Origin of the sequence: Microseira sp. BLCC-F43 (assembly GCF_041929235.1) — a bacterium.
Taxonomy (GTDB): Bacteria; Cyanobacteriota; Cyanobacteriia; order Cyanobacteriales; family Aerosakkonemataceae; genus Microseira.
Window position 1 is genome coordinate 1 of record NZ_JBHFNP010000337.1, and the last position, 24,787, is coordinate 24,787.

The 24,787-nt window shown below is 45.2% G+C and carries 23 protein-coding genes; 10 read left to right on the forward strand and 13 right to left on the reverse strand.

The features are described 5' to 3' along the window. Positions 1 to 257 precede the first annotated feature (257 nt). Together ACE1CM_RS44375 and ACE1CM_RS44380 are read right to left on the reverse strand one after the other, a co-directional pair. Positions 258 to 1,598, reverse strand: a complete 1,341-nt coding sequence (locus ACE1CM_RS44375) for an LCP family protein (RefSeq protein WP_374885934.1) — start codon at positions 1,596 to 1,598, stop codon at positions 258 to 260. A 263-nt stretch (positions 1,599 to 1,861) separates the two neighbouring features. Then, positions 1,862 to 2,206, reverse strand: a complete 345-nt coding sequence (locus ACE1CM_RS44380) for a hypothetical protein (RefSeq protein WP_374885857.1) — start codon at positions 2,204 to 2,206, stop codon at positions 1,862 to 1,864. 309 nt (positions 2,207 to 2,515) lie between these two features. Between ACE1CM_RS44380 and ACE1CM_RS44385 the strand changes: the two genes are divergently transcribed. Next, positions 2,516 to 5,224, forward strand: coding sequence for an EAL domain-containing protein (locus ACE1CM_RS44385; RefSeq protein WP_374885935.1), 2,709 nt, complete (start codon positions 2,516 to 2,518; stop codon positions 5,222 to 5,224). Between the two features lie 277 nt (positions 5,225 to 5,501). On the opposite strand, the gene ACE1CM_RS44390 is transcribed toward ACE1CM_RS44385, so the two are convergent. Continuing rightward, the gene (locus ACE1CM_RS44390; RefSeq protein WP_374885859.1) at positions 5,502 to 7,106 is read right to left on the reverse strand and encodes a S8 family serine peptidase; all 1,605 of its coding nucleotides are present in this window, start codon (positions 7,104 to 7,106) and stop codon (positions 5,502 to 5,504) included. A gap of 115 nt (positions 7,107 to 7,221) precedes the next feature. Here ACE1CM_RS44390 and rpe point away from each other — a divergent pair, with 115 nt between their 5' ends. Next, positions 7,222 to 7,923, forward strand: a complete 702-nt coding sequence (gene rpe / locus ACE1CM_RS44395; RefSeq protein WP_374885861.1) for a ribulose-phosphate 3-epimerase — start codon at positions 7,222 to 7,224, stop codon at positions 7,921 to 7,923. A 205-nt stretch (positions 7,924 to 8,128) separates the two neighbouring features. On the opposite strand, the gene ACE1CM_RS44400 is transcribed toward rpe, so the two are convergent. Further along, positions 8,129 to 8,317, reverse strand: a complete 189-nt coding sequence (locus tag ACE1CM_RS44400) for a CsbD family protein (RefSeq protein ID WP_374885862.1) — start codon at positions 8,315 to 8,317, stop codon at positions 8,129 to 8,131. A gap of 271 nt (positions 8,318 to 8,588) precedes the next feature. Here ACE1CM_RS44400 and ACE1CM_RS44405 point away from each other — a divergent pair, with 271 nt between their 5' ends. The 3 genes from ACE1CM_RS44405 to ACE1CM_RS44415 all read left to right on the forward strand — a co-directional run bounded on the left by ACE1CM_RS44405 (position 8,589) and on the right by ACE1CM_RS44415 (position 11,151). Next, positions 8,589 to 8,741 carry a hypothetical protein gene (locus ACE1CM_RS44405; protein ID WP_374885864.1) on the forward strand — a complete coding sequence of 51 codons (153 nt, stop codon included), beginning with the start codon at positions 8,589 to 8,591 and terminating at the stop codon, positions 8,739 to 8,741. A 146-nt stretch (positions 8,742 to 8,887) separates the two neighbouring features. Beyond that, positions 8,888 to 10,039: a cupin domain-containing protein gene (locus tag ACE1CM_RS44410; RefSeq protein ID WP_374885866.1), complete on the forward strand. Its 1,152-nt coding sequence runs from the start codon at positions 8,888 to 8,890 to the stop codon at positions 10,037 to 10,039. A gap of 131 nt (positions 10,040 to 10,170) precedes the next feature. Next, on the forward strand, positions 10,171 to 11,151 hold the full coding sequence (locus ACE1CM_RS44415; protein WP_374885868.1) for a sucrase ferredoxin: 981 nt from the start codon (positions 10,171 to 10,173) through the stop codon (positions 11,149 to 11,151). On the opposite strand, the gene ACE1CM_RS44420 is transcribed toward ACE1CM_RS44415, so the two are convergent. Continuing rightward, positions 11,117 to 11,566, reverse strand: coding sequence for a GNAT family N-acetyltransferase (locus ACE1CM_RS44420; RefSeq protein ID WP_374885870.1), 450 nt, complete (start codon positions 11,564 to 11,566; stop codon positions 11,117 to 11,119). The two genes, ACE1CM_RS44415 and ACE1CM_RS44420, sit on opposite strands and share 35 nt — an antisense overlap. Before the next feature lie 53 nt (positions 11,567 to 11,619). Here ACE1CM_RS44420 and ACE1CM_RS44425 point away from each other — a divergent pair, with 53 nt between their 5' ends. Then, positions 11,620 to 12,096, forward strand: coding sequence for a hypothetical protein (locus ACE1CM_RS44425; RefSeq protein WP_374885872.1), 477 nt, complete (start codon positions 11,620 to 11,622; stop codon positions 12,094 to 12,096). A gap of 257 nt (positions 12,097 to 12,353) precedes the next feature. Here ACE1CM_RS44425 and ACE1CM_RS44430 read toward each other — a convergent pair whose 3' ends face one another. The 3 genes from ACE1CM_RS44430 to ACE1CM_RS44440 form a co-directional block, all read right to left on the reverse strand. Next, positions 12,354 to 12,884, reverse strand: a complete 531-nt coding sequence (locus ACE1CM_RS44430) for a hypothetical protein (RefSeq protein ID WP_374885874.1) — start codon at positions 12,882 to 12,884, stop codon at positions 12,354 to 12,356. 127 nt (positions 12,885 to 13,011) lie between these two features. Then, on the reverse strand, positions 13,012 to 13,449 hold the full coding sequence (locus ACE1CM_RS44435) for a hypothetical protein (protein ID WP_374885875.1): 438 nt from the start codon (positions 13,447 to 13,449) through the stop codon (positions 13,012 to 13,014). Between the two features lie 165 nt (positions 13,450 to 13,614). Then, positions 13,615 to 13,803 (reverse strand): CsbD family protein, encoded by a 189-nt coding sequence (locus tag ACE1CM_RS44440; protein ID WP_374885877.1) that lies wholly within the window; start codon positions 13,801 to 13,803, stop codon positions 13,615 to 13,617. 101 nt (positions 13,804 to 13,904) lie between these two features. Between ACE1CM_RS44440 and ACE1CM_RS44445 the strand changes: the two genes are divergently transcribed. Beyond that, positions 13,905 to 14,120, forward strand: coding sequence for a hypothetical protein (locus tag ACE1CM_RS44445; protein ID WP_374885879.1), 216 nt, complete (start codon positions 13,905 to 13,907; stop codon positions 14,118 to 14,120). 164 nt (positions 14,121 to 14,284) lie between these two features. On the opposite strand, the gene ACE1CM_RS44450 is transcribed toward ACE1CM_RS44445, so the two are convergent. Continuing rightward, complete coding sequence (locus ACE1CM_RS44450) at positions 14,285 to 14,911, reverse strand: TetR/AcrR family transcriptional regulator (RefSeq protein WP_374885881.1); 627 nt, start codon at positions 14,909 to 14,911, stop codon at positions 14,285 to 14,287. A gap of 145 nt (positions 14,912 to 15,056) precedes the next feature. Between ACE1CM_RS44450 and ACE1CM_RS44455 the strand changes: the two genes are divergently transcribed. The 3 genes from ACE1CM_RS44455 (at position 15,057) to ACE1CM_RS44465 (ending at position 18,822) form a co-directional block, all read left to right on the forward strand. After that, positions 15,057 to 16,697, forward strand: a complete 1,641-nt coding sequence (locus tag ACE1CM_RS44455) for an efflux RND transporter periplasmic adaptor subunit (protein WP_374885883.1) — start codon at positions 15,057 to 15,059, stop codon at positions 16,695 to 16,697. A gap of 216 nt (positions 16,698 to 16,913) precedes the next feature. After that, the gene (devC, locus tag ACE1CM_RS44460; RefSeq protein WP_374885885.1) at positions 16,914 to 18,089 is read left to right on the forward strand and encodes an ABC transporter permease DevC; all 1,176 of its coding nucleotides are present in this window, start codon (positions 16,914 to 16,916) and stop codon (positions 18,087 to 18,089) included. Positions 18,090 to 18,102: 13 nt separating this feature from the next. Further along, a complete protein-coding gene (locus ACE1CM_RS44465) occupies positions 18,103 to 18,822 on the forward strand; it encodes a DevA family ABC transporter ATP-binding protein (RefSeq protein WP_374885887.1) in 720 nt (239 codons plus the stop codon). Between the two features lie 48 nt (positions 18,823 to 18,870). Here the strand turns inward: ACE1CM_RS44465 and ACE1CM_RS44470 are convergent, their stop codons facing one another. The 4 genes from ACE1CM_RS44470 to ACE1CM_RS44485 all read right to left on the reverse strand — a co-directional run bounded on the left by ACE1CM_RS44470 (position 18,871) and on the right by ACE1CM_RS44485 (position 24,775). Then, a complete protein-coding gene (locus ACE1CM_RS44470; RefSeq protein ID WP_374885889.1) occupies positions 18,871 to 20,214 on the reverse strand; it encodes an ABC transporter substrate-binding protein in 1,344 nt (447 codons plus the stop codon). A 27-nt stretch (positions 20,215 to 20,241) separates the two neighbouring features. Then, the gene (locus ACE1CM_RS44475; RefSeq protein WP_374885891.1) at positions 20,242 to 20,979 is read right to left on the reverse strand and encodes a PspA/IM30 family protein; all 738 of its coding nucleotides are present in this window, start codon (positions 20,977 to 20,979) and stop codon (positions 20,242 to 20,244) included. A gap of 105 nt (positions 20,980 to 21,084) precedes the next feature. Next, entirely contained in the window at positions 21,085 to 21,684 is a 600-nt protein-coding gene (locus ACE1CM_RS44480) for a calcium-binding protein (RefSeq protein ID WP_374885892.1), read from the reverse strand. Positions 21,685 to 22,261: 577 nt separating this feature from the next. After that, entirely contained in the window at positions 22,262 to 24,775 is a 2,514-nt protein-coding gene (locus ACE1CM_RS44485; protein ID WP_374885894.1) for an ABC transporter substrate-binding protein, read from the reverse strand. Between the last annotated feature and the right edge of the window lie 12 nt (positions 24,776 to 24,787).

Genomic DNA, 24,787 nt, shown 5'->3' on the forward strand with positions numbered 1-24,787 from the left:
TTAATTCAATTTTTTTACTACTTCTTGTCCTTAAATTTTTGTTTTTATGATTTAGGGTTTTTTTGTTGGTTAATGTAATAAATTGTTTTTGCGTTTAAATCAAATGTTTTACGACGCGGTGTCCCTACAATCGACGATTCCAGAAATCGGGTTTTTTTGTAGGGACACGGCATCCATTGGTTTTGCGGTTAAATCCAAAGTTTTACGACGCCGTGTCCCTACAATCGACGATTCCAGAAATCCTGGGATAATTGTTCTTAATCAGAAGTATCTTTTGGTTGCAACCAATCCCGACCCAACTTAATTGTAATGTCCGAGTTTAAATGTCCCGTGCTTTCTACCTGCACTTCTCCAAAATCGAGTGTCTCGCGAATCCTTTGGGCTGCCTTATCGTCTCCAGTCTGCGCCACAATGCGAGTTTGGCTCAACGGTTCAGTCCAAGGTTCAGCCACGTAGACGTTACGATAGCCAGCTTTTTTGAGTTTTTTCACCAACCTTTCTACTGCTTTGCGATCGCGCGTGCTATCTTGAATCGCTATATTCAACTCTCTAGGAACAGATGAACGCCTCCTGGAGTTAGTTTGAGCCAAGTCAAAGTGTTGGGTCATCAGCGGGGCAATGCTACGGCGGTGAGGCAACCAATAGCTAGCATCGTACTGCCCGACTTCGCTATACTCACCCGGAACCAGCAACATCTGCGCGTCATCGCGATTCGTTTGGACGCCAAAACCGACTAAAGCCACCAACTCCTCGACGGTTAAATTCGTATCGATATGGGACCCAATCACCGAGAGAATTTGCGGCACTCTAGCTAAAGTGACTGGATTGAGCGCTTGTTCCATCAAAGCGCGCATCACCATTTGCTGACGCTGCACCCGCCCCACATCCCCAAGCTTGTCGTAGCGAAAGCGCAACAATTGCAACGCCTTATTGCCGTTGAGGTGTTGCTTACCAGCCTTCAAATCGATGTACAGGTGCTGGCTGTTGTCGGTATATTTCATATCTTGAGGGACGTAAACCGTCACCCCACCCAAGGCATCGATCAGTTTTTCCACACCCTGAACGTTGATGCGGACATAGCGGTCAATTCTCACACCGCCGAGCAAGTCGCTCACCGCTTGGGCGCTCAGGGCTGGGCCTCCATAAGCATTCGCTGCATTAATTTTAGTCATCCCGTGTCCTTCCACCAACGTGCGGGTGTCGCGGGGAATCGAAAGCACGGTTAACTTCTTAGTTTGCGGGTTAAACCGCAGCAGCAGCATTGTATCGGAAAGACCATCAAACGAATTGACTACCGGGTCATATCCCCCCAAGTTTGGATCGGGTTCTTCCCCCAAATCTGAAGCTAGAACCTTGACCCCCAACACCAAGATATTCACAGGTCGGGTTAGTTCTGGCAATTGCAGATTCGTCTTGGAGATGCCGCCAGAATTAAACACTGCGGCTTGTTCAGCCGTGAGTTGGCTTTGCATCAACGGTGTAGTGGAAAGCGACACCGCCAGCAAAGCGCCTGCGGTTGCCGACAACATCGCCACCCCAGTCAAGCCAAATCCCAGCCAGAGCCAACGTAACTGGTTTGCTTTGGAAGACTGGCTCATAAAAGGCGGGGCTAGGAACTGTCCCACAGACGACATATCAAAAAAGTTTCGCGTTGGCACTGACTTCCTCACACACTAAAAACTAGGAGTGTCTAAAAATACTGAGAGTTTTCCACCAGAATACTCATACCAGTATTTCCTTCCTTTTGGTACACTCATCCGGCTAATTAGCTTGGGAACTGGGCATCGAGCATGAAGCAAGTGTAATTCTCAACAGTCCACCTGCACACCTGCTCCCTTGCCCACCTGCTCCCTACTTCGTACTACAAATGGCGTTTTTTCCACAAGGTCAGGGGTTGGCGCTGGGATAAGCGAAGCATCAACCAAACGCTGACGATAAAGTAACCGGAAGTGAGCAAACTATTCATTACCAATAAGGGTAGTTTTAGAGATTCTGAAGCATCGGCAGAAGCTCCTAACAAAATGTAGCCCAATAGCCAGCAAAACGCCAGACTTACCGCCAATCGACTGACTGCTTTTTGTCGGCGGCTGCCATTGCGCCGGTAGAGCGTCCACAGCGCAGGCAAAAAACCGATCCCAGGGGTTAAATACAGATACAGCTGTAAGCGGTTGATGTCTGGATTCTCAAACGGGTCGATGTCATGCATAGCGATCGCTTTTTCTCGATCCTATCCCAGTTGCGCACCCAGGGGGAGATGGGGCAGGTGGGGGTGGTGGGGCAGGTGGGGGAGAAAAAACCGCTTGATTGCTTGTTAAAACTGAATTTTTATGGTTCTCTAAAAATTTTTCCTTAGTTTTACCGATGTTGCCCGCCAAAACCCAAAGCTAGGCTAGATTAGAACTGAACTTAATTCTGACTGTCCATATTCAAGCAGTAAAAGTATACTGTGTAAATTGATTAAATAGTTTCAAATTATAGGTAGCTGCCACAAAAAAGTAAATCAAATTTAACCGTGATGTTTTTACTGGGAAAAGTTCACGCTTTTTGGAAAAACATCAAACCCGGCTTTATGGGGTTTGATTGCCGAAATATACCGGAAAAGAGCCAAACGTCAACCTTGCGTCAAAAAACAGCGATCGCTATTGGCGCGGCGCTCACCAGTCTCATCGGTATTGTGTACGTTGCCACAGCAACCATTTTACTAGAAGGCTACGCCAAGCTAGAAGAGCAAAACACGCACCAAAACGTTGAACGAGTACTCGAAGCCTATACCAACAGCTTAAATGAACTGAACCTGACTAACTACTATTGGGCAGCTTGGGACGATACCTACAACTTCGTTCAGCGTCCCAGCCAAGACTATATCAAGAGAAATTTTTACGAAGGTTTTTTCTTTGAAGCTGGAATCAACGCGATTTTATTTATTAATGCCACTGGGCAAATTGTCCACAGTCAAGGTTACGACTTGCAACAGCAACGCCAAGGTCCGATCTCAAAGGGGTTAACAAAATACATCCGGGAAAATTCATGGGTTTTGCGGCACAAGGCTCCCAATGTCAGCCATGGGGGAGTTATTTTATTACCTGAAGGGGCAATGATGTTTACCGCCCGCCCCGTCGTCACCAGCCAAGTAAAAGCACCTATTCGCGGTACTCTGATTCTAGGGCGCTACTTAAACACAAATACCATCCAGAAATTAGCTAAAACTACTCGATTGGCTATCCGCTTACATCGACTTGATGGTAGGGTTAAACTGCCTCGGAGACTGCGTGTTATCAGCGATTCGCTCTCGCCAGCAACACCGATTTTTATCCAGCCCCAAAGCGAAGATTTAATTTCGGGTTATACCTTGCTCAAGGATCTCTCTGGAAACCCTGCAATGCTTGTGCAGGTGGATATGCCGAGAGAAATTCATCGCCAAGGTCAGATCAGCTTGCTGTATCTGATTATCGCATTGGCAATGGTAGGCTTAGTTTTGGGGGTAACGACTCAGTTACTTGCAGAAAAATTAATTCAGATTTGGCAAGAACAGGAAGAAAGTAAAGCCAGATACAAAGCCGTTGTTGTCCAAGCGAGGGAAGGGATTTTCTTGCTCGATGCAGATACTAAAAAGTTTCTGGAAATTAACGCGGCGTTTGAAAATTTGCTCGGTTATTCGGTGGCAGAAATTCTGCAACTTACTTTGTACGATGTGGTTTCAGAAGAGAGCGAAACGATTGACCGGGATATTGAGGATATTTTAACAGGCGCTCGCTACTTGACCAGCGAGCGCCGCTATCGCCGTCACAATGGCGACATCATCGATGTTGAGGTGAGTGCTAATTTAATTCGCTACGCTGGCAGAAATGCTTTTTGCATCGTTGTCCGCGATATTACGGATCGCAAGCGAGCTGAAGCAGCACTGCGGGAGAGCGAGAAACGCTTAGCTTGGCAAGCAAGTCACGACGATTTGACCGGATTGGTTAATCGACGGGAGTTTGAGCGTCGTTTGGAGTTGGCTTTGAGCGATGCCAGAACTGACGGCACACAGCATTCCCTATGTTATCTAGATCTAGACCAGTTCAAGATTATCAATGATACCTGCGGTCATGGGGCGGGGGATGAAATGCTGCGTCAGGTGAGTGCTTTGTTGCGGATGCATATTCGTTCCACTGATGTACTCGCTCGTCTCGGCGGCGATGAATTTGGCCTTCTACTCAATCATTGTCCCTTAGAAAATGCATCGCGAGTTGCCAATGCGCTGCGCCAAAGTCTGTCGGATTTCCGCTTTGTCTGGCAGGACAAATCTTTTACCGTCGGTGTCAGTATCGGTTTAGTTGCGATCGATGTTGATAGTAAAGATTTAGCCAGTACTTTAAGCGCTGCGGATGCAGCTTGTTTCGCTGCTAAAAATAAAGGCAGAAATCGCGTTCACGTCTATCAAGTCGATGATTCCGAATTGGCGCAACAACGCGGCGAAATGCAGTTGGCATCACAGATTACTAAAGCTTTAGAAGAAAATCGTTTTTGTCTTTATTATCAACCAATTGTTCCCGTTGCTAACACCGATTCCAACGGGGAGCATTACGAAGTCCTCCTGCGCCTTTACGATGAATCAGGCAAGCTAGTACCGCCCAATCTTTTTATTCCAGCGGCAGAACGTTACAATCTGATGCACCTTGTCGATCGCTGGGTGATCGACACGCTGTTTTCAACTCAGAAAGAGCATTATCGCCAAGCTTGGGAGCGTTGTCAAAGGCAAGGCGATCGCTGTCTCTATGCGATTAATCTTTCGGGTTCAAGTATTAACGACGACCAATTTATTGAGTTTGTCCGCGATCGGTTTGCCTTGTACCAAATCCCGCCCCAAGTTATTTGTTTTGAAATTACCGAAACCGTGGCGATTACCAATTTAAGCAAAGCGGTTCAATTTATTCAGGAACTGAAGCAATTGGGTTGTTATTTTTCTTTGGATGATTTTGGCAGCGGCATGTCTTCGTTTACCTATCTAAAAAATCTGCCCGTGGATTATCTCAAAATTGATGGGCAATTCGTTAAAGATATTGTGGACGATCCAACTGATTTGGCAATGACTGAAGCGATTAATCGAGTCGGACAAGTGATGGGAATTCAAACGATCGCCGAGTTTGTAGAAAATGACGCAATTCTGGATAAACTGAGAATGCTTGGCGTGAATTATGCTCAAGGTTATGGTATTGCTAAACCGCGTCCTTTTAGTGGTTAGTTATTAGGTTTTGGGATACGCATTGAAATCAGCATTGAAATAATTTCAAGCGTTTTTGGGGCACGGCGTAGATAACTTTTGATTTGTACCCAAAGATTGTAGAATGCCGTGCCCCTACAGATCGACATTTATCGCGCTCGCTTCGTTTCCATAAACCCGGTTTCTCAGAGAAACCGGGTTTATTAGGTGCAAAATCTGTGGGTTTTTGGGGCACGGCGTAGATAACTTTTGATTTCTACCCAAAAATTGTATAATGCCGTGCCCCTACAGGTGGAAATTATCGCGCCGGTACTGTCCACCAAGCGATCGCATAAGGTTGACTCGCTTCGTTGACTTGTTGCCGATACCCTACGCGGATTTTGTAACGTCCTGTTGCAGGTACTTGACAAAAAATATGTTCTGTGCTATCTAATTCGCTAATCGAAGCGCAGGTGTAGCGGGTGGTGTCGTTGCTGTCGGCGGGGACGAGATAGAGGTCGAGGTTGTTTAAGCCGCGATCGCGAAAATCTTCGCCGATGTCGTACACTCCATTCTTGTTGGCATCGTTGAGATCGACTAACCTGTCCCAAGCCATCGTAATCGCGACAAAACTTCCCTGCTGCAAGGGTTTTTCTAAGACGTAATCCTGGGATTTGTTCAGTTCTACTTTGTTGTAATCCCAACCAACGGGTGCTACTTCTTTACCGGGTTTCCACTGACCGCCGCTAAATTGCTGCACTGCCCGATAGGCATTGAGTTGACCCGTTCCCATTTGCATGTCTTTGGAAATTTTGTCATCTTTATACGCATCAGATTCGAGCCAAGTGCGATTGCTTTTATCGGTAATTGTCTTGGTCATGCCCAAGCGCAAACCGTTGCCTTCATCTTTGATCTTGTCGGTGGAATTTAGCAATATTACTTTGGATACTTCGTGGCGGCGGGATTCTACACTCCAGTTTGGCTTGCGACTGACCAGTTGGCGATCGCCGAATTCCTGTATTAAAGCAACGGTAGCAGTTACCTGGGGCGTTGCCAAACTTGTACCGCTGACTTCGGATACCCTACCATCGAGGTTGAGAACGGGAATTTCATGACCGGGGGCGACTAAACCGATGGCGCGACGGGGACCAATGTTAATTTCTCGCCCTTCGAGTCGCCTTCTAATTCCTTCGGCGATATCGCCGATGTTGGCAAAGTCAATTTTGCTAAAAATACCATTGACGCGCTTGGTAAAAGCGACGTTAATACCGTTGTAATTATCGGTGGGAATGGGAATTCCTCCCCGTCCTTGATTTCCCGCTACCAAGTGCAGCACGTCGTAAACCCGGGCAGACCAATCGAGACATTGGGTGAGCAAGGCGTTACCATCTAAAATTGCATCGGGTCGCGGGTCGCGTTCTAAGGATTCGCCAAAGCTATAATTAATTGCGCGCAAATCGCCGCCATTCTGCAAGGCTAAGTTTTGGGCGGCGAGGCATTCTTCGGGTTGTCCGCTTTTTTCCATCGAACCCACGGCGGCGGAATACAACCTTGCTCCCGGTGCGACCCCCGGTACTTCTTTGGCAGTGCCAATCATCATCCCCGCGACGCTGTAGGCGTGGGGGTCTACATCTGTATCGGTTTTGGCTGGGTCATCGCGCCAAAATACTCGCGTCACGGGTACGGCATTGGGGTTGCGGTTTGCCGCCTTATCGACGCCAAATTGTCCGGGGCGACCGATTTCTACTTGACCGATGGCGATTTTGCGACCGAGCAAATTATAGGGTGACTGACGCAGGCGCAAAGCATCGATTCCCGTTGCGTCGATGGGGGTTTCAGTCGCCTGCACGGGTGTAGAAAGACAGACTGCACCGAAACCACAAATTAGCCATGCCAGTTTTTTTTCCATCTTCTGCTGAACCACGGCAGCTTCTCCACGCGATCGCTATCTTATTTTGATTGTGAGGCGCAATTTTCTTAAGACTTGCTAAAGATTTTGATAAACTGGATACCGAGAACCCAGGAGAATAGTGCCAGTCATGACCAAAACCCACAAGCCAATTGTTGTTGCTCCATCAATCCTATCAGCTGATTTTAGCCGTCTGGGCGATGAAATTCGCGCCGTTGACGCCGCCGGTGCCGATTGGATTCATGTTGATGTGATGGATGGTCGCTTTGTTCCTAACATCACAATTGGACCGCTGATTGTGGAAGCGATTCGCCCCGTCACCCAAAAGCCTTTGGATGTCCACTTGATGATTGTGGAACCGGAAAAGTATGTCGAAGACTTCGCCAAGGCGGGGGCTGATATTATTTCGGTTCATGCTGAGCATAACGCTTCTCCTCACCTGCACCGCACCCTGTGCCAGATTCGGGAATGCGGTAAGCAAGCAGGTGTAGTTCTCAATCCCTCGACGCCCCTAGCTCTGATTGAATATGTGTTAGAGGTTTGCGATCTAATACTGATCATGAGCGTCAACCCCGGTTTTGGCGGTCAAAAGTTCATTCCGGCGGTTTTGCCTAAGATTCAAAAGCTGCGTCAAATGTGCGACGAACGCGGTTTAGATCCTTGGATTGAGGTCGATGGCGGTCTCAAAGGCGATAATACTTGGCAGGTTCTCGAAGCTGGTGCCAATGCGATCGTCGCTGGTTCTGCTGTATTTAAGGCTAAGGATTATGCCCAAGCGATTGAAGGGATTCGCCACAGCAAGCGTCCCACGCCTGAATTAGCTGTTGTTTAAAATCATCCCGCAACCGATAGCCTTGCATCCGACACCCTTAAGGGTGTCGCTATACAAACAAAGCCCGCCTGCGCGGGCTGTAAGAATTTTAGCCCGCCCAGGCGGGCTTTGTTTGTGTAGCCCCAGGTTTTAACCTGCGGGATCTTGGCGTTTCAGAAAATTGGCGCAGGTATTGTTAAAGAAACCCGGTTTCTTTGTTCAAAAACTAGATTTTGTCGATAAAGTTTTTAACTTTGTCTTTGACGTTTTCAACGGTGTTCATTGCTTGAGCTTGAACTTGCTTGGCTTTGCCTTCAGCTTTCTGTTGAGCATCGCCGGTGACTTCACCTACAGCTTCTTGAATTTTGCCTTCTATGTTTTTGGCGATCGCTTTAGCTTTATCTTGTAAGCTCATTTTGCCATCTCCTTTTGTAGACTTGGCTACTTTAGATGTACCCTGAAGCCGCTATTCTATAATATATTGTTTCATCCGTCAATTTTCCTCCTCTCCCGCTGAAATTAGTTGAAAAAAATTCTTAACTAGATAGCTTTTGTATTGACAGCGTGCTAGACTTACTGCCAAAGAGCCAGGTAAGCGTACTGGGGCGTGCAGCGAAGCTATGGCGTCAGCGAATCGTGCCAGCAGCATCTGCTCTAAATGGGTGTATTAAACTTGGAGATACAGCATGTCAGAACAATTCAAAGCCTTAGACAACAAACAACCCCGTACCAGCAAAATTCAGCTAGAAATCAAGGAAATTGCCCAACCAACGACCAGTCGCCACACCAAGTCCCATCATGGTGTTGATGGTGACGGCGGCGACGCCAGCAACGAATAGCTTTTGATTTTCGTTCCCAGGTTGAACCTGGGAACGAGTGACGGGAGGTTTTTCGTTCCCAGGTTGAACCTGGGAACGAGTGACGGGAGGTTCCACCTCGCTTAGTACAAATTTTTTTGAGTTTCTTTTGAGAAAGATTATCAAGTATGTTGTTTTTGGCTAATTTATTGCAACCCTATAGCGTATCAGAGTTTTTAGAACAAAACTGGACGAGCAAAGCGGTGGTAATTTATGGTGAAGGAAAGAAAAAATTTACCCATCTGTTTTCGTGGGAAAAACTCAACTATCTGTTGAACTATCACAAATTAAAATATCCCGACCTGCGCCTTGCCTTAGATGAAAAAGTACTAAATGAAAGCGACAACGATAATTTGATGAAGTTGTGTCAGTCAGGAGCAACTTTAATAGTTGACCAAATTCATAAGCTAATTCCGGAAGTAACGCAATTTGCTGCCGAAATCAAATACGATCTAGGTTATAGTACTCAAGTCAACGCCTACTGTTCCTGGCCTGGAAGACAGGGTTTTTCCTGTCACTACGATACCCACGAAGTCTTTATATTACAAGTAGACGGCAAAAAGCAATGGTATGTATTTACCGATACGATTAAACACCCTTTACCCGACCAAAAATCAACATCTTTTTCACCAAGAGAAGTAGATCCATATTTAACCTGTACTCTAGAACCAGGAGATATTTTATACATTCCGCGCGGACATTGGCACTATGCAGTTGCCTTAGATGAACCCTCGTTGCATCTAACATTAGGAATTCATTGCCAGACAAGAATTGACTTGCTCGAATGGTTAGTCAGCGAATTACGCCAAAAAGAAGAATGGCGGAAAAGCTTACCCTTACCTGTAGAGACAGCTTTGGTAAAAGATAGTGTAGATAGTTTAATTCAAGACTTAGAGCGGTTACTGGCAAGCAACAATATTCGCGAAGATTTTATCAACTATTTTGAAAATATAGTCAAGCCAAGTGCTAGATACTCTTTCCCCTACCAAGCTGGATTCAATATATTCCGACAGGGAAGCGAAACAAAATTCAAAAATCCCAAGTTGCAAAGGGTAAAGATTTCAGAAATACCCGATGGCAGTGGATATAAAATTATCGTTGCTGGGAAAGAAATAACCCTTAGAGGAGTGCCGGAAAGTTTTGTCATAAAATTATTTAGCCAAGATTTTTTTACAGGAACCGATGTGATGAATTGGTTGCCCGATTTTGACTGGGAGATCGATATTGTGCCTCTGCTAACCCGTTTAGTTACTGAAGGGATTATCTTCGTTGGCAATTAACTATGTTTTTTCTTCTATGGCAGCTATTGCCTTTTTAAATGAGTGGTTAGATCTCGGCTTAAAGGAAATTGGTTAAAATATATTAAGGAGAGGAGTAACATCAGGTAAATTCTACACACAGGAAGAAAGAAATGAATAAGTTCTTTTGTGCTGAAGCTTCTCGACAAGCTGGAGAAGATATTATCGGTAGTGGCTCAATTTTCCAAACTTATGTATTAGTGGAGTGTCCGAATCCGTGGGAATACGAAGCGTTTGAGTCGAAACAGGTTCCCGATAATCTCAAGAATTTGGTAGCAGAAATCGGTCAATCTAACCAGGAGATTCGGTTTTTATTGATAACCAATAATGACGGGAAAAAGACAAAAAAAACAAAGGTGTTAATTTACGATAAAAGCCGGAAAAAATTATCCCGTGGATACAACAAAAGAGAGTTTAATGTAGGTAGCATTGACCAAGTAGCTGGGGTTGTAAAAAACTACTTAGCTGGCAAGAATTCCAACTGCGAAGTTTTGACAGAGCCAACAAGAGATATTTTAGTTTGTACTCACGGAAGTCACGACCAATGTTGTGCCAGGTATGGTAATGGATTCTATCTTCAAGCATTAGCAACTATTGCGGAATTAGGCTTGGATAACGTTCGGATGTGGAAAGCGAGTCACTTTGGAGGACATCGGTTTGCACCGACAGCGATAGATTTCCCAGATGGCAGGTATTATGGGGTTCTAGATCCAGATTCGTTCAAGTCAATTTTGACGCGGACTGGGGATATAAACTGCTTGAATAAAGTTTATCGAGGTTGGGGAATTTTACCAAATCCCATCCAGGTTTTGGAAAGAGAAATGCTCCAGCGTTACGGATGGGATTGGTTTAACTATAAAGTGGCGGGTCAAATCATCGAGCAAAGCGCAGACAAGAGCATAATTAAAGGAGAGATATCTTTTGAAAAACCGGATGGTTCGGGGTACAGTTACCAAGCTGAGTTGGTAAAAGATGAAAGTAAAACCCTGCAAATTAAGGGTTCTTGCGGCGCTGCTCGCGAATCAACCTTTCTGAAGTATTCTGTGGAAAATCTCCGCGTTACTTCAGAGATGTTGGTATGTCTAAGTGCATGAAGATGTGGGGAATCCCAAGGTAATCGAAGGGTTCCCCTTCTGGGGAAAAGCCTAGTTTTTGATAAAAATTTAAGGCTGAGATGCGAGATCTTAGCCTTAAACGTTTGAGATTTTTTTCTGTGGCTGTTTCTATCAATTTTTTGATTAGTTTTCTGCCAATTCCTTGGTTTTGGAATTCGGGTAGCACGGCGACATAGGCGATGCTGCCTAATTCTGTGGATAATTCTCGCAGTCTAGCGGAACCGACGATTTGGTTGTGGCATACAGCAACTAGATGAAAGGCGCTATCTTCGTAACTGTCCTTTTCGGTTCCTATGTCCATATTTAAAGGCGCTCTGAGGACCAACCAGCGCTGGTATAACATTTCATTTAGTTCAAGATTATCCCGTATGGGGCGCACTTCGATGTTATCCATTACACCTCTTGCAGAAATCCTTAGAAGTTCAATATCCTGAGCTAGAGTATTGTATGCAAGTTGCAGCAAGAGGAAATATGGAGGAAGATTTAAGCAAAGACCTGGAAATAATCGCTCGCGTTATGGGAATTGCAGAGGCGCACGAGATTAGCCTCCGCGATGCGTTTAATTTGTACAAAAAGCAACTGGAAGTCAAAGCCAAGGAGAGTTCTGAGCGTTCCGAGGGGTTAAAGGCTAGGCTAGGGTCAGAAAGATGGGATTTTTTACAGGATTTTGTCAAAAATCTACCCTCTGAGGCTGAGTTACTTGAGTCTTACCAGCAAGTCAAGGCAAAAGGTTTACTCAAAAAGGCAAAACTGCGATTTGATGCAGATGTATATGTAGAAAATCTAGATTTTGTAGGGGACAAGACTCTAAAAGCAGGGACTATCGTTGAAGTTGAGTGGTGCGATGACCTATTATGTAAGATTTGGTTTTGTCCTGGAGGCTGCGAGTTTATGTTGTTAGATGAACTCGAGTTAATGTCTTAGCATATCGCGACCAACCTACAAAACTAAAACAGGACTTACGCAAAGAAACTTTGGTGATGGGTGAGTCGTGCAAAGGGCGATCGGATGATATCATGTCCTTAGGCATCGGTAGTGTATGGATAGCTAATTGCTCGCTTGCTAATTGCTAATGGTCAATTGCCTCCAGAGCTGCTCAGTAATTATTGACTGTTTCTTTTTTATTTAGCCATTAGCGATTAGCAATTAGCAATTACACAACCGTTGCTTAAGGACAATCGTTATGAAGAACGACGACCGCTGAGCCATTTAGCTGCCATGATACCAACAATTGCGGCAACTAGCGGATTGCTGAGAAACTTCATTAAACCGGGTTTTTCAGCAAGGACATCTTGGAAAATATCGGGATGATTGTGATAAACGAACGTAGCCATTTTGGCAACGTCGTCAGCACTCATGCGGCTAGCATGGTGAGTAGAAAGACTGAGTTGTTGCTCTAGTTGGCGATCGCTAAATCCCCTTTCGTGTAACCGCTTCATGAAAGCGCGAGCAACATCATCCCGTTCGTTGGGTTTAATTTGTTCGATTGCTTTCCGCAATTCCGGTTCCATTTCGCTGGGGGGAATGCGTTCTGGATGCAGAGATTGACCAAACAATTGACGCCGTTCGTCAACGCTGGAACGTTGAGCAAAATCATCAAAATCTTGATAGTCTCTAGATGGATCGCTCTTAACATCGCCGAGGGATTCGACGTTCCCACGTGCCAAATCGTTCATGATTTGACGCTTGTATTCGTCAGAAGAGTAAGTCATGTTGTTGTTCTCCTTTTTCATCCTGTGGGTGCTAATAGCGTTCCCAGGCAGAGCCGTGGGAACGAGGGTAAATGGTAAAATACAATTACCAATTAGCAATTAGCAATTAGCAATTACCAATTACCAATTAGCTATTAGCCTGATACTGAACTTGATTCGATTGATGGTCGTACTGCGCGGTTAAAATTAGGTGCTTATCGGGACCGTAGACTAAAACCGATACGTCTTGATTGGGGAAATTATTGTGGAAACCTTGCACGAGACTTCGCGCTAAGTCGCGAACTTCGGTTGGCTTGACTTGTGGCGCAATTACAACCCCCAATTTGTTGTTGTCGCGCACGTAAGCATCTTTAACCAGTCCTTTGGCAGTTTGAACCACCCAGTCACCATACTTCTGACCTGCCGAGGTATTACCCCGTTGCAGTTGCGTAGAAATTTGACCCACTGAAGGTACCTCAGGTCTTTGGGTCGCGACGCTAGGCCCTGCACAAGCCGTGGTAATTGTCAAGACTAAAATTAAGACCAGCGCGGTTAAAAATTGGCGACTTTGCTTGAGAAAATTCACCTTAATTTCCTCCTTACTTTAGGGGAGAAACCCGGTTTCTTAAAGAAACCGGGTTTCTGGTTTGCGGCAAAGAAACAGGGTTTCTATAAAAAATCGTTGGGAAAGGCAACTAGAGATCTAGGTAGAAACCCGGTTTTTTTACGAAACCGGGTTTCTTGTTGGCAACTATGCCCGGTCGATTGTTTCTTTGGCTTTATCTTTGAGGTCTTCTACGCCGTGACGCAGTTCAGATTCGGCTTGTTTGGCTTTGCCTTCTGCTTTATCTTCTGGATCGCCGGTAAGGTTTCCCATTGCTTCTTGGGTTTTGCCTTCGATATTTTTGGCAGTTGCTTTGGCTCTATCTTCCAGGCTCATTTTGTACCTTCCTTTAAAAAATGGTTTGATTTCAACCGTTTATTGTTGCGTTGCCATGTTACTTTAATCACAATAATTAATGTAATTCAAAGGTTAAAACTATGTCGTCTTTCGTAAGAAACATTGTTGGGTCTATTTACTATTCCCAACGGCCTATGCTATCAGATAGTTGCACCACAAACCGGGTTTCTAACCAAGAAGAGGCGGCGGGGAAAATTGCAGCGCAGCAGCGGCGGTTAAAACAATGCGGCGATCGGGATTTGCCCTTGGATCGTCCTTATTATTGGGCGGGTTTTGTGTCGCAAGGGTCGTGTTGATTTGTAGCCCAAAAACCCAGTTTCTTCAACTTGCGACATATCAACAAAAGGGCAGGCAGAATGCCTACCCCACAAGAGTTATTGCAGAGGTTTAATAGACTGCTCCCATAAATACCCTCAAAGGCAGGCAGAATGCCTACCCCACAAGAGTTATTGCAGAGGTGCTAGGATTTGGGATTGGCAGCACCAGTAATTAAATAAGTGAGGGACTCGATCAGGCGATCGCTTTCGATTGGTATAATCTCTTTCCCTTGCAGCATCTCTTGAATGTTCATAAAACTAATCAAAGTTCCGATTAAGATCCATGCTGTGGCTTCTGGATCTGGTAGGTTCAGTTCGGGATGAGCGGTCAGGTATTGAGTAACCGTTTCAATCGCTGGTTTTGCCAGACAGCGGACGCAAACTTGCGCTAACTCCGGGAAACGACCCGATTCGCCAAAGATTACTCGCATAAACGCTCGATGTTCTTTGTCCTCAATCATCTGAGCTAATGCGGTTCTGGCTAATTTTGGCAGCACGACGCTGGCATCTCCTTCGGGGGGTTGCTTGCCAAACACAGACTGAAACCGCTTGGCTGCCATTTGCTCGACTAGGGTTTTAAACAGTCCTTCTTTGTCTTGAAAGTAGCTGTAGACGGTTGCTTTGGAAACTCCGGCACGGGATGCTACCCGATCCATGCTCGCACCTGCATACCCATGTGCCAAGAACTCTTGCATTGCTCCTTGCAGAATTTTCTCAGATTTATCAACTGAACTCTCTCGCTCTGCTTCACTAGCTTTGATGCGCGCCATTTTTTTACCCTTGTGTCTTTTTCATCAAAGAGAAAGATGTTCCCTCTCTAGGAATCGACTTGACTAAACTAAACAGTTTAGTCTAATATGATTATATGACAAAACTAAACGGTTTAGTTTATATATCTGCTTTTGCGAGGCAGTTATGGTTCAGCACTGGAAGCTAGGAAATATACCTTCTGATGTCATAGGGCGTTCGCCCAGCGTTCTAGCGCTCGCGGCATTTATGGGAGCGAGCGGGGTAGGAATTTATACAGCAATGCGGTGGTATACTCCCGCAGAAACCAACGCACCCGTACCAGAAGCGATTCAACCAGAAGTAAGAACGGTAACAGCCTTGGGAAGACTGGAACCCAAGGGAGAAATCGTTAAACTCTCGGCACCCGTGTCAAATGAAGGGAGTCGGGTAGAAAAACTGCTGGTGAAAGAGGGAGATAGCATCAAAACGGGACAAGAAATTGCCATTCTAGACAGTCGCGATCGCCTCTTGGCAGCATTGGCAGAAGCAGAACAAGCCGTCAGCGTAGCGCAGGCAAACCTCGCCAAAGTGCAAGCGGGATCCAAAAGGGGCGAAATTGCGGCGCAAAAAGCTGAAATTGCCCGAATTCAGGCGCAGTTGCAAGGTGACAAGACAGCGCAACAAGAAAGTATTTACCGCATCGAAGCGCAATGGCAAGGCGACAAGACAGCGCAACAAGAAACCATTGAACGGATCCAAGCACAGTGGGAAGGTGACAAGACAGCACAACAAGAAACCATCTCCCGCATCCAAGCACAGTGGGAAGGCGACAAGACAGCACAACAAGAAACCATTGAACGCATCCAAGCGCAGTGGCAAGGCGATCGCACGGCACAACAGGCAACGATTAAGAAACTCGAAGCACAATTAGAGAACGCACAAGCCGAATATAAACGCTACGAAGAAATCTACAAACAAGGTGCAATTTCTCGGTCTGTTTATGAAAGTAAGAGTCTTGCCGTAGAAACAGCTCTCCAGCAACTCAACGAAGCCAAAGCGGTTTTAAATCGGATTAATACGACGGGAAGCAAACAATTAAGCGAAGCCAAAGCGGTTTTAAATCGGATTAATTCTACAGGTAGCAAACAACTAAGCGAAGCCAAAGCGGTTTTAAATCGGATTAATACGACGGGAAGCAAACAACTAAGCGAAGCCAAAGCGGTTTTAAATCGGATTAATTCTACAGGTAGCAAACAACTAAGCGAAGCCAAAGCGGTTTTAAATCGCACCAATTCTACAGGTAGCCAACAAATCGGTGAAGCGCAAGCGACATTAGACAGAATTGCCGAAGTGCGTCCAGTAGACGTAGAAGCGGCAAAAGCAGAAGTTAGGCGGGCGATGGCAGCAATGAATCAAGCCAAGGTAAATTTAGATCGGGCAATCGTGCGATCGCCTCAAGAAGGGACAGTATTAGAAATTCACGCACGTCCGGGTGAATTAGTGTCCAACGATGGCATTATCGATATCGGACAAACCAACCAGATGTATGCAATCGCAGAAATTTACCAAAGCGATATTAACAATATCCGTCCCGGACAATCAGTGCGAATTAGCAGCGACTCCCTTCCCGAAGAACTGCAAGGAACCGTAGACTCGATTGGTTGGCAAGTCAAACGACAAAACATCGTCAACACCGATCCCAGCGCCAACATTGACGCCAGAATCGTAGAAGTTCACATCAAACTCGACGAAGCATCCAGCCAAAAAGCAGCAAAATTCACCAACCTACAAGTCAAAGTAGTGGTGGAACTCGACAACCATAAATAATACCTAATCCGCTGCCATAACCCCCTTTTTAAATGAACCGCCATAGACGCGCCAGCGGCTTCCCGTAGGGTAGACGCCAAGAACGCCAAGAAGAAGAAGAAGAAGATAAGAGGCGTTGTCGCTTTGGATTTGATATACCTTCCTTTCCTCCTCTCTGCGTCCTCTGCGTCTGGAGTGGTTCGTTTAAAAAATTCATTACTCAAAGAAGATAAGCATATGACAGGTTTGATTAAACAACTACGACGACGAACTCCGCTGGGATGGTTACAACTAAGTCGAGAAAAAAGTCGATTGCTAGTTGCCTTATCAGGAATCGCCTTTGCCGACGTTCTTATATTCATGCAACTCGGCTTTCAATCTGCACTTTACGACAGTAACACCCGCCTGCATCGCAGTTTACAAGCGGACATCATTTTAATGAGTCCTCAAGCCCGAAATTGGCAAGGATTATCAACATTTTCTCGACGAAGATTGTATCAAGCTGAAGATATTGCGGGGGTGAAATCGGCAGATGCAATGTATGTCAATATTATCACCTGGAAAAATCCCAATACCCGCGCCCAAAGACAAGTGCAAGTTATCGGATTCGACCCGGATCGACCCGCCTTTAACTTGCCAGAAGTGAATCAACAATTGGATAAACTTAAACTCCCCGATACCGTCTTATTCGATCGCAAATCGAGGGGAGAATACAAAGAAGTCATTACCCAAGTTGACCAAGGAAAATCCGTCACTACCGAAATCGAACGGCGCACAATTACCGTCGGGGGCTTATTTACAGTGGGGGCATCCTTTGGCGCCGATGGTAGCTTAATTACCAGCGATCAGAACTTTTTACGACTGTTTCCCAGACGAGACGCTGCGAGTGTGAGTTTGGGTTTAATTCGAGTCGAACCGGGTTATGACCCGAAGCAAGTAGCAGCCGCCTTAAAATCCCACCTTTCTGATGATGTGCGAGTGCTGACGCAGGAGGAATTTATTAAATTTGAGGTAAATTGGTGGCAAACAAATAGCCCGATTGGGTTTATCTTCAATTTGGGCGTAGCGATGGGATTTGTAGTCGGCGTGATTATTGTTTATCAAGTCCTCTCAACCGACGTGAACGCCCATATGAAAGAATACGCCACATTTAAAGCAATGGGATATCGCAATATATATTTGCTGGGTGTGGTGTTTGAAGAGGCGATAATTTTGGCACTTCTTGGGTTTATCCCCGGATCGCTTCTGCCTTTGGGATTGTACAGATTGACGCGAAATGCTACGAATTTACCCCTGTACATGACGATGGCGCGAGCGGTGACAGTACTGATTTTGACTATCATTATGTGTACGATTTCGGGCGCGATCGCCACCCGCAAACTGCAATCTGCCGATCCGGCGGATATGTTCTAGGAGAAATGGATTTATGCAAAGCCTCATTGACTCTAAACCCGTCATCTCGATTCAAAATCTAGACCATTATTTTGGTAAAGGTCAATTGCGGAAGCAAGTTTTGTTTGATATCAATTTAGAAATTAATGCCGGGGAAATTATTATCATGACCGGGCCATCGGGTTCGGGAAAAACAACGCTATTGACATTAGTTGGTGGGTTACGTTCTGCCCAGTCTGGGAGTTTAAAAATATTAGGGCGAGAACTTTGCGGTGCTAGTCCAGAAAAATTAACCCAAGCACGACGCCACCACGGTTATATTTTCCAAGCACATAACCTTCATGGCAGTTTGACCGCGTTGCAAAACGTCAGGATGGGATTAGAATTGCATCCGGAGATTTCCCCAGAAGAAATGCAAAGCCGGTCTGCTAAAATGTTAGAACATGTCGGCTTAGGAAATCGCCTGAATTACTATCCCGATGACCTATCCGGCGGACAAAAACAACGTGTTGCGATCGCGCGCGCGTTAGTGTCTAATCCGAAAATAGTTTTGGCGGATGAACCCACCGCAGCACTAGATAAAAAATCGGGTCGCGATGTGGTTGATTTGATGCAAAGATTGGCAAAAGAACAAGGTTGTACGATTCTATTAGTGACGCACGATAATCGCATTCTCGATATTGCCGATCGTATTGTTTATATGGAAGATGGACGATTGGCAAATAATCCTAATGTTGCCGTTGCTAATAGCTAATCGCTAATCGTTCCTTTCTGGCAATTAGCAATTAGCAATTAGCAATTATTAAGGCGTTTTCGATAACATCACAAAGTCGTAATTTGAGCCGTTAGATTGGACTTGGATAATCACTGGACTACCGATGCGATCGCCCGATGGTGCAAATCTGATCGTACCCGTTGCGCCGCTGACAGTAAATTCAGGATTGTGCAATGTTTGTTGTAAGCGATCGCGCGAAGCACCTTGTTGCAATCCGGCAATTATCGCTTGCGTTGCATCATAAGCGGTAGCGGTGCGCCAGTTTATTTTACCGCCCCACCGTTGACGCATCATTTCTGCCAAAGACGGATTAGCTTGAGGATGCCAAGGTGCGACGAGGGTTAATCCTTTAACTGCTTGCTGTCCTGTTTCTAAGGTTTTGATGTTATACAGCGTCGGACTACTAAATAAAGCTAATCGATTCTGATTTGCTTTGGCGACAGAGATTGCTGCTTCTACGCGATCGATGTGACTAGCAACAAACAAGCCATCCGCACCGCTGTTAATAGCTTCATTCACTGCCGCAATCGAGTTAAAGTTAGGCTTTGATAGATCGCAGACTGTGGGAATTAATTGCCCTCCGTTACTAATAAATGCCGCCAGAAATTCATCTTTGAAAGAGACATTATCCGGTGCTTGGGAATCGTAACAAAAGGCAATTTTGGTTTGGCGGGCAGTTTTAATTGTATAGTCTGCTAACGCTTCTGCCATGACTTTGCTAGTGGGAACAGTGCGAAAAATAAATTGACCGATGCCAGAGAGATTATTGGCAAACGAGGTCGGTGAAATCATCACTAATCCACTCTGTTGATAGATGGGCGCAGCAGCAAGAGAAGCATTGCTGGAGTTGTGTCCGATTACTCCAAGAACTTCCGGATCTTTGACTAATTCTTGAGCAACTTTTTGGGCAATTTCTGGGTTGTTTTCATCGTTGATAATCTGAACTTGCAATTTCTTGCCGTTTATCCCGCCTTTTTGGTTAATTTCATCTTGGGCTGTCGCCACGCCGCGCAGGATTTCTTGCGCCACGTTTAAATTGCTACCAATTGGGACGCTCACTGCTATTTTGAGGGAATTGTTGATTGCTTGGGCGTTGTTTAAATAGATGAGAGTTTCTGGGTCATTGGGATTTCGAGCAAGGGAGGATTTAAAGGATGCGATCGCCTTTTGGTAATCTCCCTTTTCAAAGGCTTCAATTCCCTTTTGTTTGTCTGGGGTTGCTTTGTCTTGAATCAACAAACGGTTTCCGATACTCCCGCGCCCAGAATCAGTTTTAAGCAACGCCTGAATGCGAGGAAATACGACTAGACATATCGCTCCCAAAAAAATGTAGACAATGGGAGGGAGTCTACGGGTTTTAGGTTGTGCCATAACAGTTTTCCAATCCAAAATTCAAAATCAAATTTTTTCATCTTCCAATCGGGCAAGGCGACGGGAAATTTCATCGTTAAGCGTCAAGCTGTCTAAATCCGATTGCAGTCTTTCTGTATGACTTTCAGACAGTTCTGCTTGGGCATTTGTTTTGAGATATCGACCTTCGATAGCTGATTGTGCTGATTCAAATTGATCGCGAGCCGAGTTAGTGTTTAAACTACTATCGACTTTGGCGATTGTTGCTAAGGCTTCGTTGATTTCTGCTAAAGCTTTAAGATTTTGCATTTCTGTTTGATAAGCTTCTAACTTTTCTCGTTCTCGCTTGAGTTTGTCTTCAGATGCCACTACAACTTTTTCAGCACGGGCTACTTGCTCTGCCATTTTGGGCAGGAGGCGTTCGATTGCTATGGCTCGACTCATTGCCAATCTTGCGGCTTCTTCATTTCCTTTTTGATGGGCGATTAATGCCTGATTTTCTGCCAGTAAAAACTCTTGCTGTTTGGCTGTATATTTGGCTTTTGCTTTCTCATAAGCAGCGACTACCGTAGCAACGGATTCTGTGAGTTGGGCGATGGATATTTGCATTGATTCGAGAGATTCCCGCGCCACTTCGACAGCAACTTTGCCACCAGATTCCACCGGGATACCCCACAGCCAATTCCAGACGGCTACTAAAGTCCGTCCAGCGGTTTCGCCAATTAACCAGTAGATGAAGTGTTTTAATTTACCTTCGCCAATTAGCCAACGGATAAGTTGTTTCATTTTGCTCTCACTGCTAACGCATCCAATTTAGGATTGGGATGGAGTGACAAAAACCCGGTTATTTGAAAAAACCGGGTTTCACCAGGAAACTATGCCAGTGCGGACTTAAACCGAGACGAAATCACTTGAGAAAACGCTGGTCGTATCTTGCACAACACCAATCAAATCGCCATTCCTGTAGATGAGCGTATCGAGTGCGGTTCCTCCGGAGAAGTTGCTAGTCTTGACCAGGGAGTAGCCACTGGAAAATGCCCCCCGAATCTGAATTTTGTCGCCTTCTAACCACTTAAAATCCGTGATGGTGGCATGACCAACACCCAGATAAGAGGCACCAGTTGTTGTTCCCAGCACGAACCTGTCCGCCCCAGCGCCACCTGTGAGGGTGTCGTATTCAAACTGCGTGCCGCCAAAGCCGTTTAGCAAGTCATTGCCTGCTTCCCCATTGAGTCTATCGCTGCCGCTGCCGCCATAGAGTTGGTCGTTGCCCGTGTAGCCCCACAGGGTGTCGTTGCCCGATTCTCCGTAGAGGGTGTCATTGCCAGACCAACCATCTACAGTGTCATTGCCCCCGCCAGCGTAGACAATGTCGTTACCGCTGTTAGCAAAGATGTTGTCGTTAAAAATTGTGCCGTTAATTTGAGGGCGGAAAGCGCCGTTGTTGAAGGTATTGTTGTCATTGAAGATGGTGCCGTTGATGTTAGCCATTTTCGTTACTCCTAAAAATGAAAGTAAGTGTTTGAACGCTTTGAATGGTTTCAAACTGCTTCAGGAATTACACAAATAAACCGGGTTTATCTGAAAAATTTGTCACTCTATATCTACAGGGAAACCCGGTTTCTAGGTTCGTCGTGCGTAAGTCCTGTGCTTGTCTAATTAGGGATATGAGATGAAGTGAAAAAAATATGCAGTCCCGCCAGGAAATTTACGCTTCTTTTGGCGAATTAAGTATGTAGGTATATTCAGATCTTGCATCAGTCTCCCAACCCGCCCGGAAATAAATTTCAAAGGCTTTTAGCGAAAGTCGGTTAAAACCGACTCAATGCAATCAAACCAGTCGGTTTTAAACGACTTGCGCTGCTCGCTGTGGGAATTTATTCCCTGGTGGGCTAATGGGAAAGGTGCAAGACTCAATATAGTTAGTAAAATGCGCGCTCGCTGCTAGAACCCCGACTTCACAAGATAAGTCGGGGTTCTGGGTGTTATGGGGCTTGCGGTTAGGAACAATTTTATTGCTATAAAAATAAGTCGGACGGGCAGGATGCCCATCCCACAAGAGAACAAGCTATTCAAGCTTGACAAATTGACCGTTTTCAATTCTGATTAATGCGTCAGATCGCTGTTTTTGAAATAGGAATTCCCGTTCGCCTGTGTGGCTGTTGAATTTAAATTCTCCGGTGACACCTTGGACTGTAAAGTTGGGATCTCTGAGGATATTGTTTAATTGGTCACGAGTGGGATTTTTTTCTAACAGGAGTTGTTGTAAAGCGGTGGCTATCGCTCGCGTTGCATCCCCAGCCATCGTGGTTCGCCAAGTATTTAATTCCGCCTTCCAAAGCGAGCGAAACGCATCTTTTTCTTTGGCATCGGGGTAGTAGGGAGCTGATATTGTTAAACCTTCTACTGGTTCTCCTCCTAACTTAATGGTTTGCTCGGTATACAAAGTGGGACTGCCAAACAGTTTAATCGATAACCCATTTTCTCGAACCGCATTGAATATCCCGATTCCCTTTGGTAGGTTATTCACATGGGGTGCAACCAGGAGGCTGTTAACCTTGTTCCTTTTTATTATATCCACAAACATACTCGGATCGAAGTTGGGGTCTGCTAGGTTACAGGGTAGATCGATGTGATGTCCTTTATAGGCTGAAAGAACAAACTGAAACTCTCTTCTAAAGGATTGATTATCATCTGAGGAGATATCTAAACAAATGGCAATCTTGGGTTTATAGACTTCTTTGCCAATGGAGTGAGATAGCTGAGCTGCAAAAAATGTGATTTGCGGCATCATCCGAAAAATATGCGAATCGTATTTGTTTGTGAAGTCGTTAGACCAGCTAGTCGGGGAAATCATGACTAATTTCCCCTCTATATAGATGGGAACTGCTGCAACAGAGGCATTACTCGCGTTATGTCCGACGACGGCTAAAATAGCGGTATCTTTGACAAATTTACGGGCAACATTTTGAGCCAGATCGCGATTGTTATTATCGTTAGCGATGACCACCTGTAATGGTTTGCCATTAATTCCGTCGTCGCGATTAATATCCTGTTGCACCAAGGCGACTCCCCGTAAAATTTCCTCGGCTACACTTTGGTTACCACCAAGGGGTACGCTGACGGCAATTCTAATGGTTTCTTTGCTATTCGCTGCTGCTTTGGCATTAGAGAGGTATATTCTCGTCTCTGGATCCTTGGGATTCTTATCAAGAGATGCCTTAAAATTTGCTATTGCCACCCGGTAGTTTTTATTCCCAAAAGCTTTGACGCCTGCTTCTTTTTCAGGCGTGGTATTTTGGCTGAGGATTTCTTCGCCTAAGCTGATTCCTGATCCCAGGGTAGAATCTTTACCCATATCGATAATTTTATGGATTGCAAAGGCTAGGGTGATGAGTGCGATCGCTCCCATTCCCCACCAGGCAAGTTGCCGATCTTTTTGGTTCTTTTCTGCCGATTTTGGTTGAGGGTCTTGTATTATTGTAACCGCAGGTTGCGGATAAAATAGGGGTGGTTCTTCAGGATTTTGGAAAATTACAGGTAGCCAAGAAGCCTTGGGAGAGTCATTTTCTAATAATCTTAATTGATCGCGTGCTTCGCGCACTGCTTCGTGTAAAGCAGCACCTTTAGTAAACTCAGTTAGAAAAGCATTCAAAAACATTTGAGCCACTCGATCGTGGATTGGCTCGCGCATTACTATAATATGGGGAATTTCCAAACTATCCAATTGTCGTGCTAATCCCAATCCGTCACATGAGTTAAAAATCGCCAGCTTTAATCCATTTCTGGCAGCTTGAATCAGCGAAATTCTTAACTGAGCTGGGGATAAATATTCTGATTCATTCAGCCAAATTCTGCCATCATTTCCCTCGGGTTTAGTTGCGCTATGTCCGGCAAAAAAGATAATATTCCAAGGCTGACTCCTCAAGGTATCTCTGAGTCTACTTGAGTCAGGTTTTTGCAACAAAACTAATTCGGCATTAGGGAAGTTATTCTGGATAATATTCCCATCGGTTTCAATCTCAATGTTTTCGTCGCTTCCCAAAATTACTAGGATTTTTACTCTTCCGATCAAACCTTCTGCTGGAGAGCGGCTGGCAGTCCCCAAAGCCACTTCAGCATGGTTATAATATTCCTGAAGGAAATTCCATTCTTCCCAAGGGAGTTTCTGCAACTCTTGGTTATCGGTCTGGACAACGAAACTCACCAATTCATTTTTGCCAACGGTATGTAGCAGTTGTCGCGTAATTTGTTCTAATGAAGAATTATTTAGCCATGTATTAAAATACTCTTCAAATTCGCCAGCAGATTTTTCAGCTTCATGCTGTAAGTCATAACTCGATGAGTTTGTCTCCATATGGTCGGGAGCATCAATCTTTCGCCTCCACCAACGGTAGCTTTTTCCCCAATATTTGTAATTTTCTTGCCACTTATTATAAAGTTCGATAGTTTTTTCGGCGATCGCCAGTTTACCCTTGACTTCTTTACCGCACATCCTGCCATTTTCCCTAATAGTCAAGGTGACGGGAAAACCTTGATCGAAATCACCTTGCTCGATTCTAAAGATTACTCGCTTACTCATTTAGATCCTCCT

Coding starts and splice junctions, on each gene's coding strand:
- ACE1CM_RS44375 (WP_374885934.1), bottom strand. CDS start 1,598: ATGAGCCAGTCTTCCAAAGCAAACCAGTTACGTTGGCTCTGGCTGGGA.
- ACE1CM_RS44380 (WP_374885857.1), bottom strand. CDS start 2,206: ATGCATGACATCGACCCGTTTGAGAATCCAGACATCAACCGCTTACAG.
- ACE1CM_RS44385 (WP_374885935.1), top strand. CDS start 2,516: ATGTTTTTACTGGGAAAAGTTCACGCTTTTTGGAAAAACATCAAACCC.
- rpe (WP_374885861.1), top strand. CDS start 7,222: ATGACCAAAACCCACAAGCCAATTGTTGTTGCTCCATCAATCCTATCA.
- ACE1CM_RS44400 (WP_374885862.1), bottom strand. CDS start 8,317: ATGAGCTTACAAGATAAAGCTAAAGCGATCGCCAAAAACATAGAAGGC.
- ACE1CM_RS44405 (WP_374885864.1), top strand. CDS start 8,589: ATGTCAGAACAATTCAAAGCCTTAGACAACAAACAACCCCGTACCAGC.
- ACE1CM_RS44410 (WP_374885866.1), top strand. CDS start 8,888: ATGTTGTTTTTGGCTAATTTATTGCAACCCTATAGCGTATCAGAGTTT.
- ACE1CM_RS44415 (WP_374885868.1), top strand. CDS start 10,171: ATGAATAAGTTCTTTTGTGCTGAAGCTTCTCGACAAGCTGGAGAAGAT.
- ACE1CM_RS44420 (WP_374885870.1), bottom strand. CDS start 11,566: ATGGATAACATCGAAGTGCGCCCCATACGGGATAATCTTGAACTAAAT.
- ACE1CM_RS44425 (WP_374885872.1), top strand. CDS start 11,620: ATGCAAGTTGCAGCAAGAGGAAATATGGAGGAAGATTTAAGCAAAGAC.
- ACE1CM_RS44430 (WP_374885874.1), bottom strand. CDS start 12,884: ATGACTTACTCTTCTGACGAATACAAGCGTCAAATCATGAACGATTTG.
- ACE1CM_RS44440 (WP_374885877.1), bottom strand. CDS start 13,803: ATGAGCCTGGAAGATAGAGCCAAAGCAACTGCCAAAAATATCGAAGGC.
- ACE1CM_RS44445 (WP_374885879.1), top strand. CDS start 13,905: ATGTCGTCTTTCGTAAGAAACATTGTTGGGTCTATTTACTATTCCCAA.
- ACE1CM_RS44450 (WP_374885881.1), bottom strand. CDS start 14,911: ATGGCGCGCATCAAAGCTAGTGAAGCAGAGCGAGAGAGTTCAGTTGAT.
- ACE1CM_RS44455 (WP_374885883.1), top strand. CDS start 15,057: ATGGTTCAGCACTGGAAGCTAGGAAATATACCTTCTGATGTCATAGGG.
- devC (WP_374885885.1), top strand. CDS start 16,914: ATGACAGGTTTGATTAAACAACTACGACGACGAACTCCGCTGGGATGG.
- ACE1CM_RS44465 (WP_374885887.1), top strand. CDS start 18,103: ATGCAAAGCCTCATTGACTCTAAACCCGTCATCTCGATTCAAAATCTA.
- ACE1CM_RS44470 (WP_374885889.1), bottom strand. CDS start 20,214: ATGGCACAACCTAAAACCCGTAGACTCCCTCCCATTGTCTACATTTTT.
- ACE1CM_RS44475 (WP_374885891.1), bottom strand. CDS start 20,979: ATGAAACAACTTATCCGTTGGCTAATTGGCGAAGGTAAATTAAAACAC.
- ACE1CM_RS44480 (WP_374885892.1), bottom strand. CDS start 21,684: ATGGCTAACATCAACGGCACCATCTTCAATGACAACAATACCTTCAAC.
- ACE1CM_RS44485 (WP_374885894.1), bottom strand. CDS start 24,775: ATGAGTAAGCGAGTAATCTTTAGAATCGAGCAAGGTGATTTCGATCAA.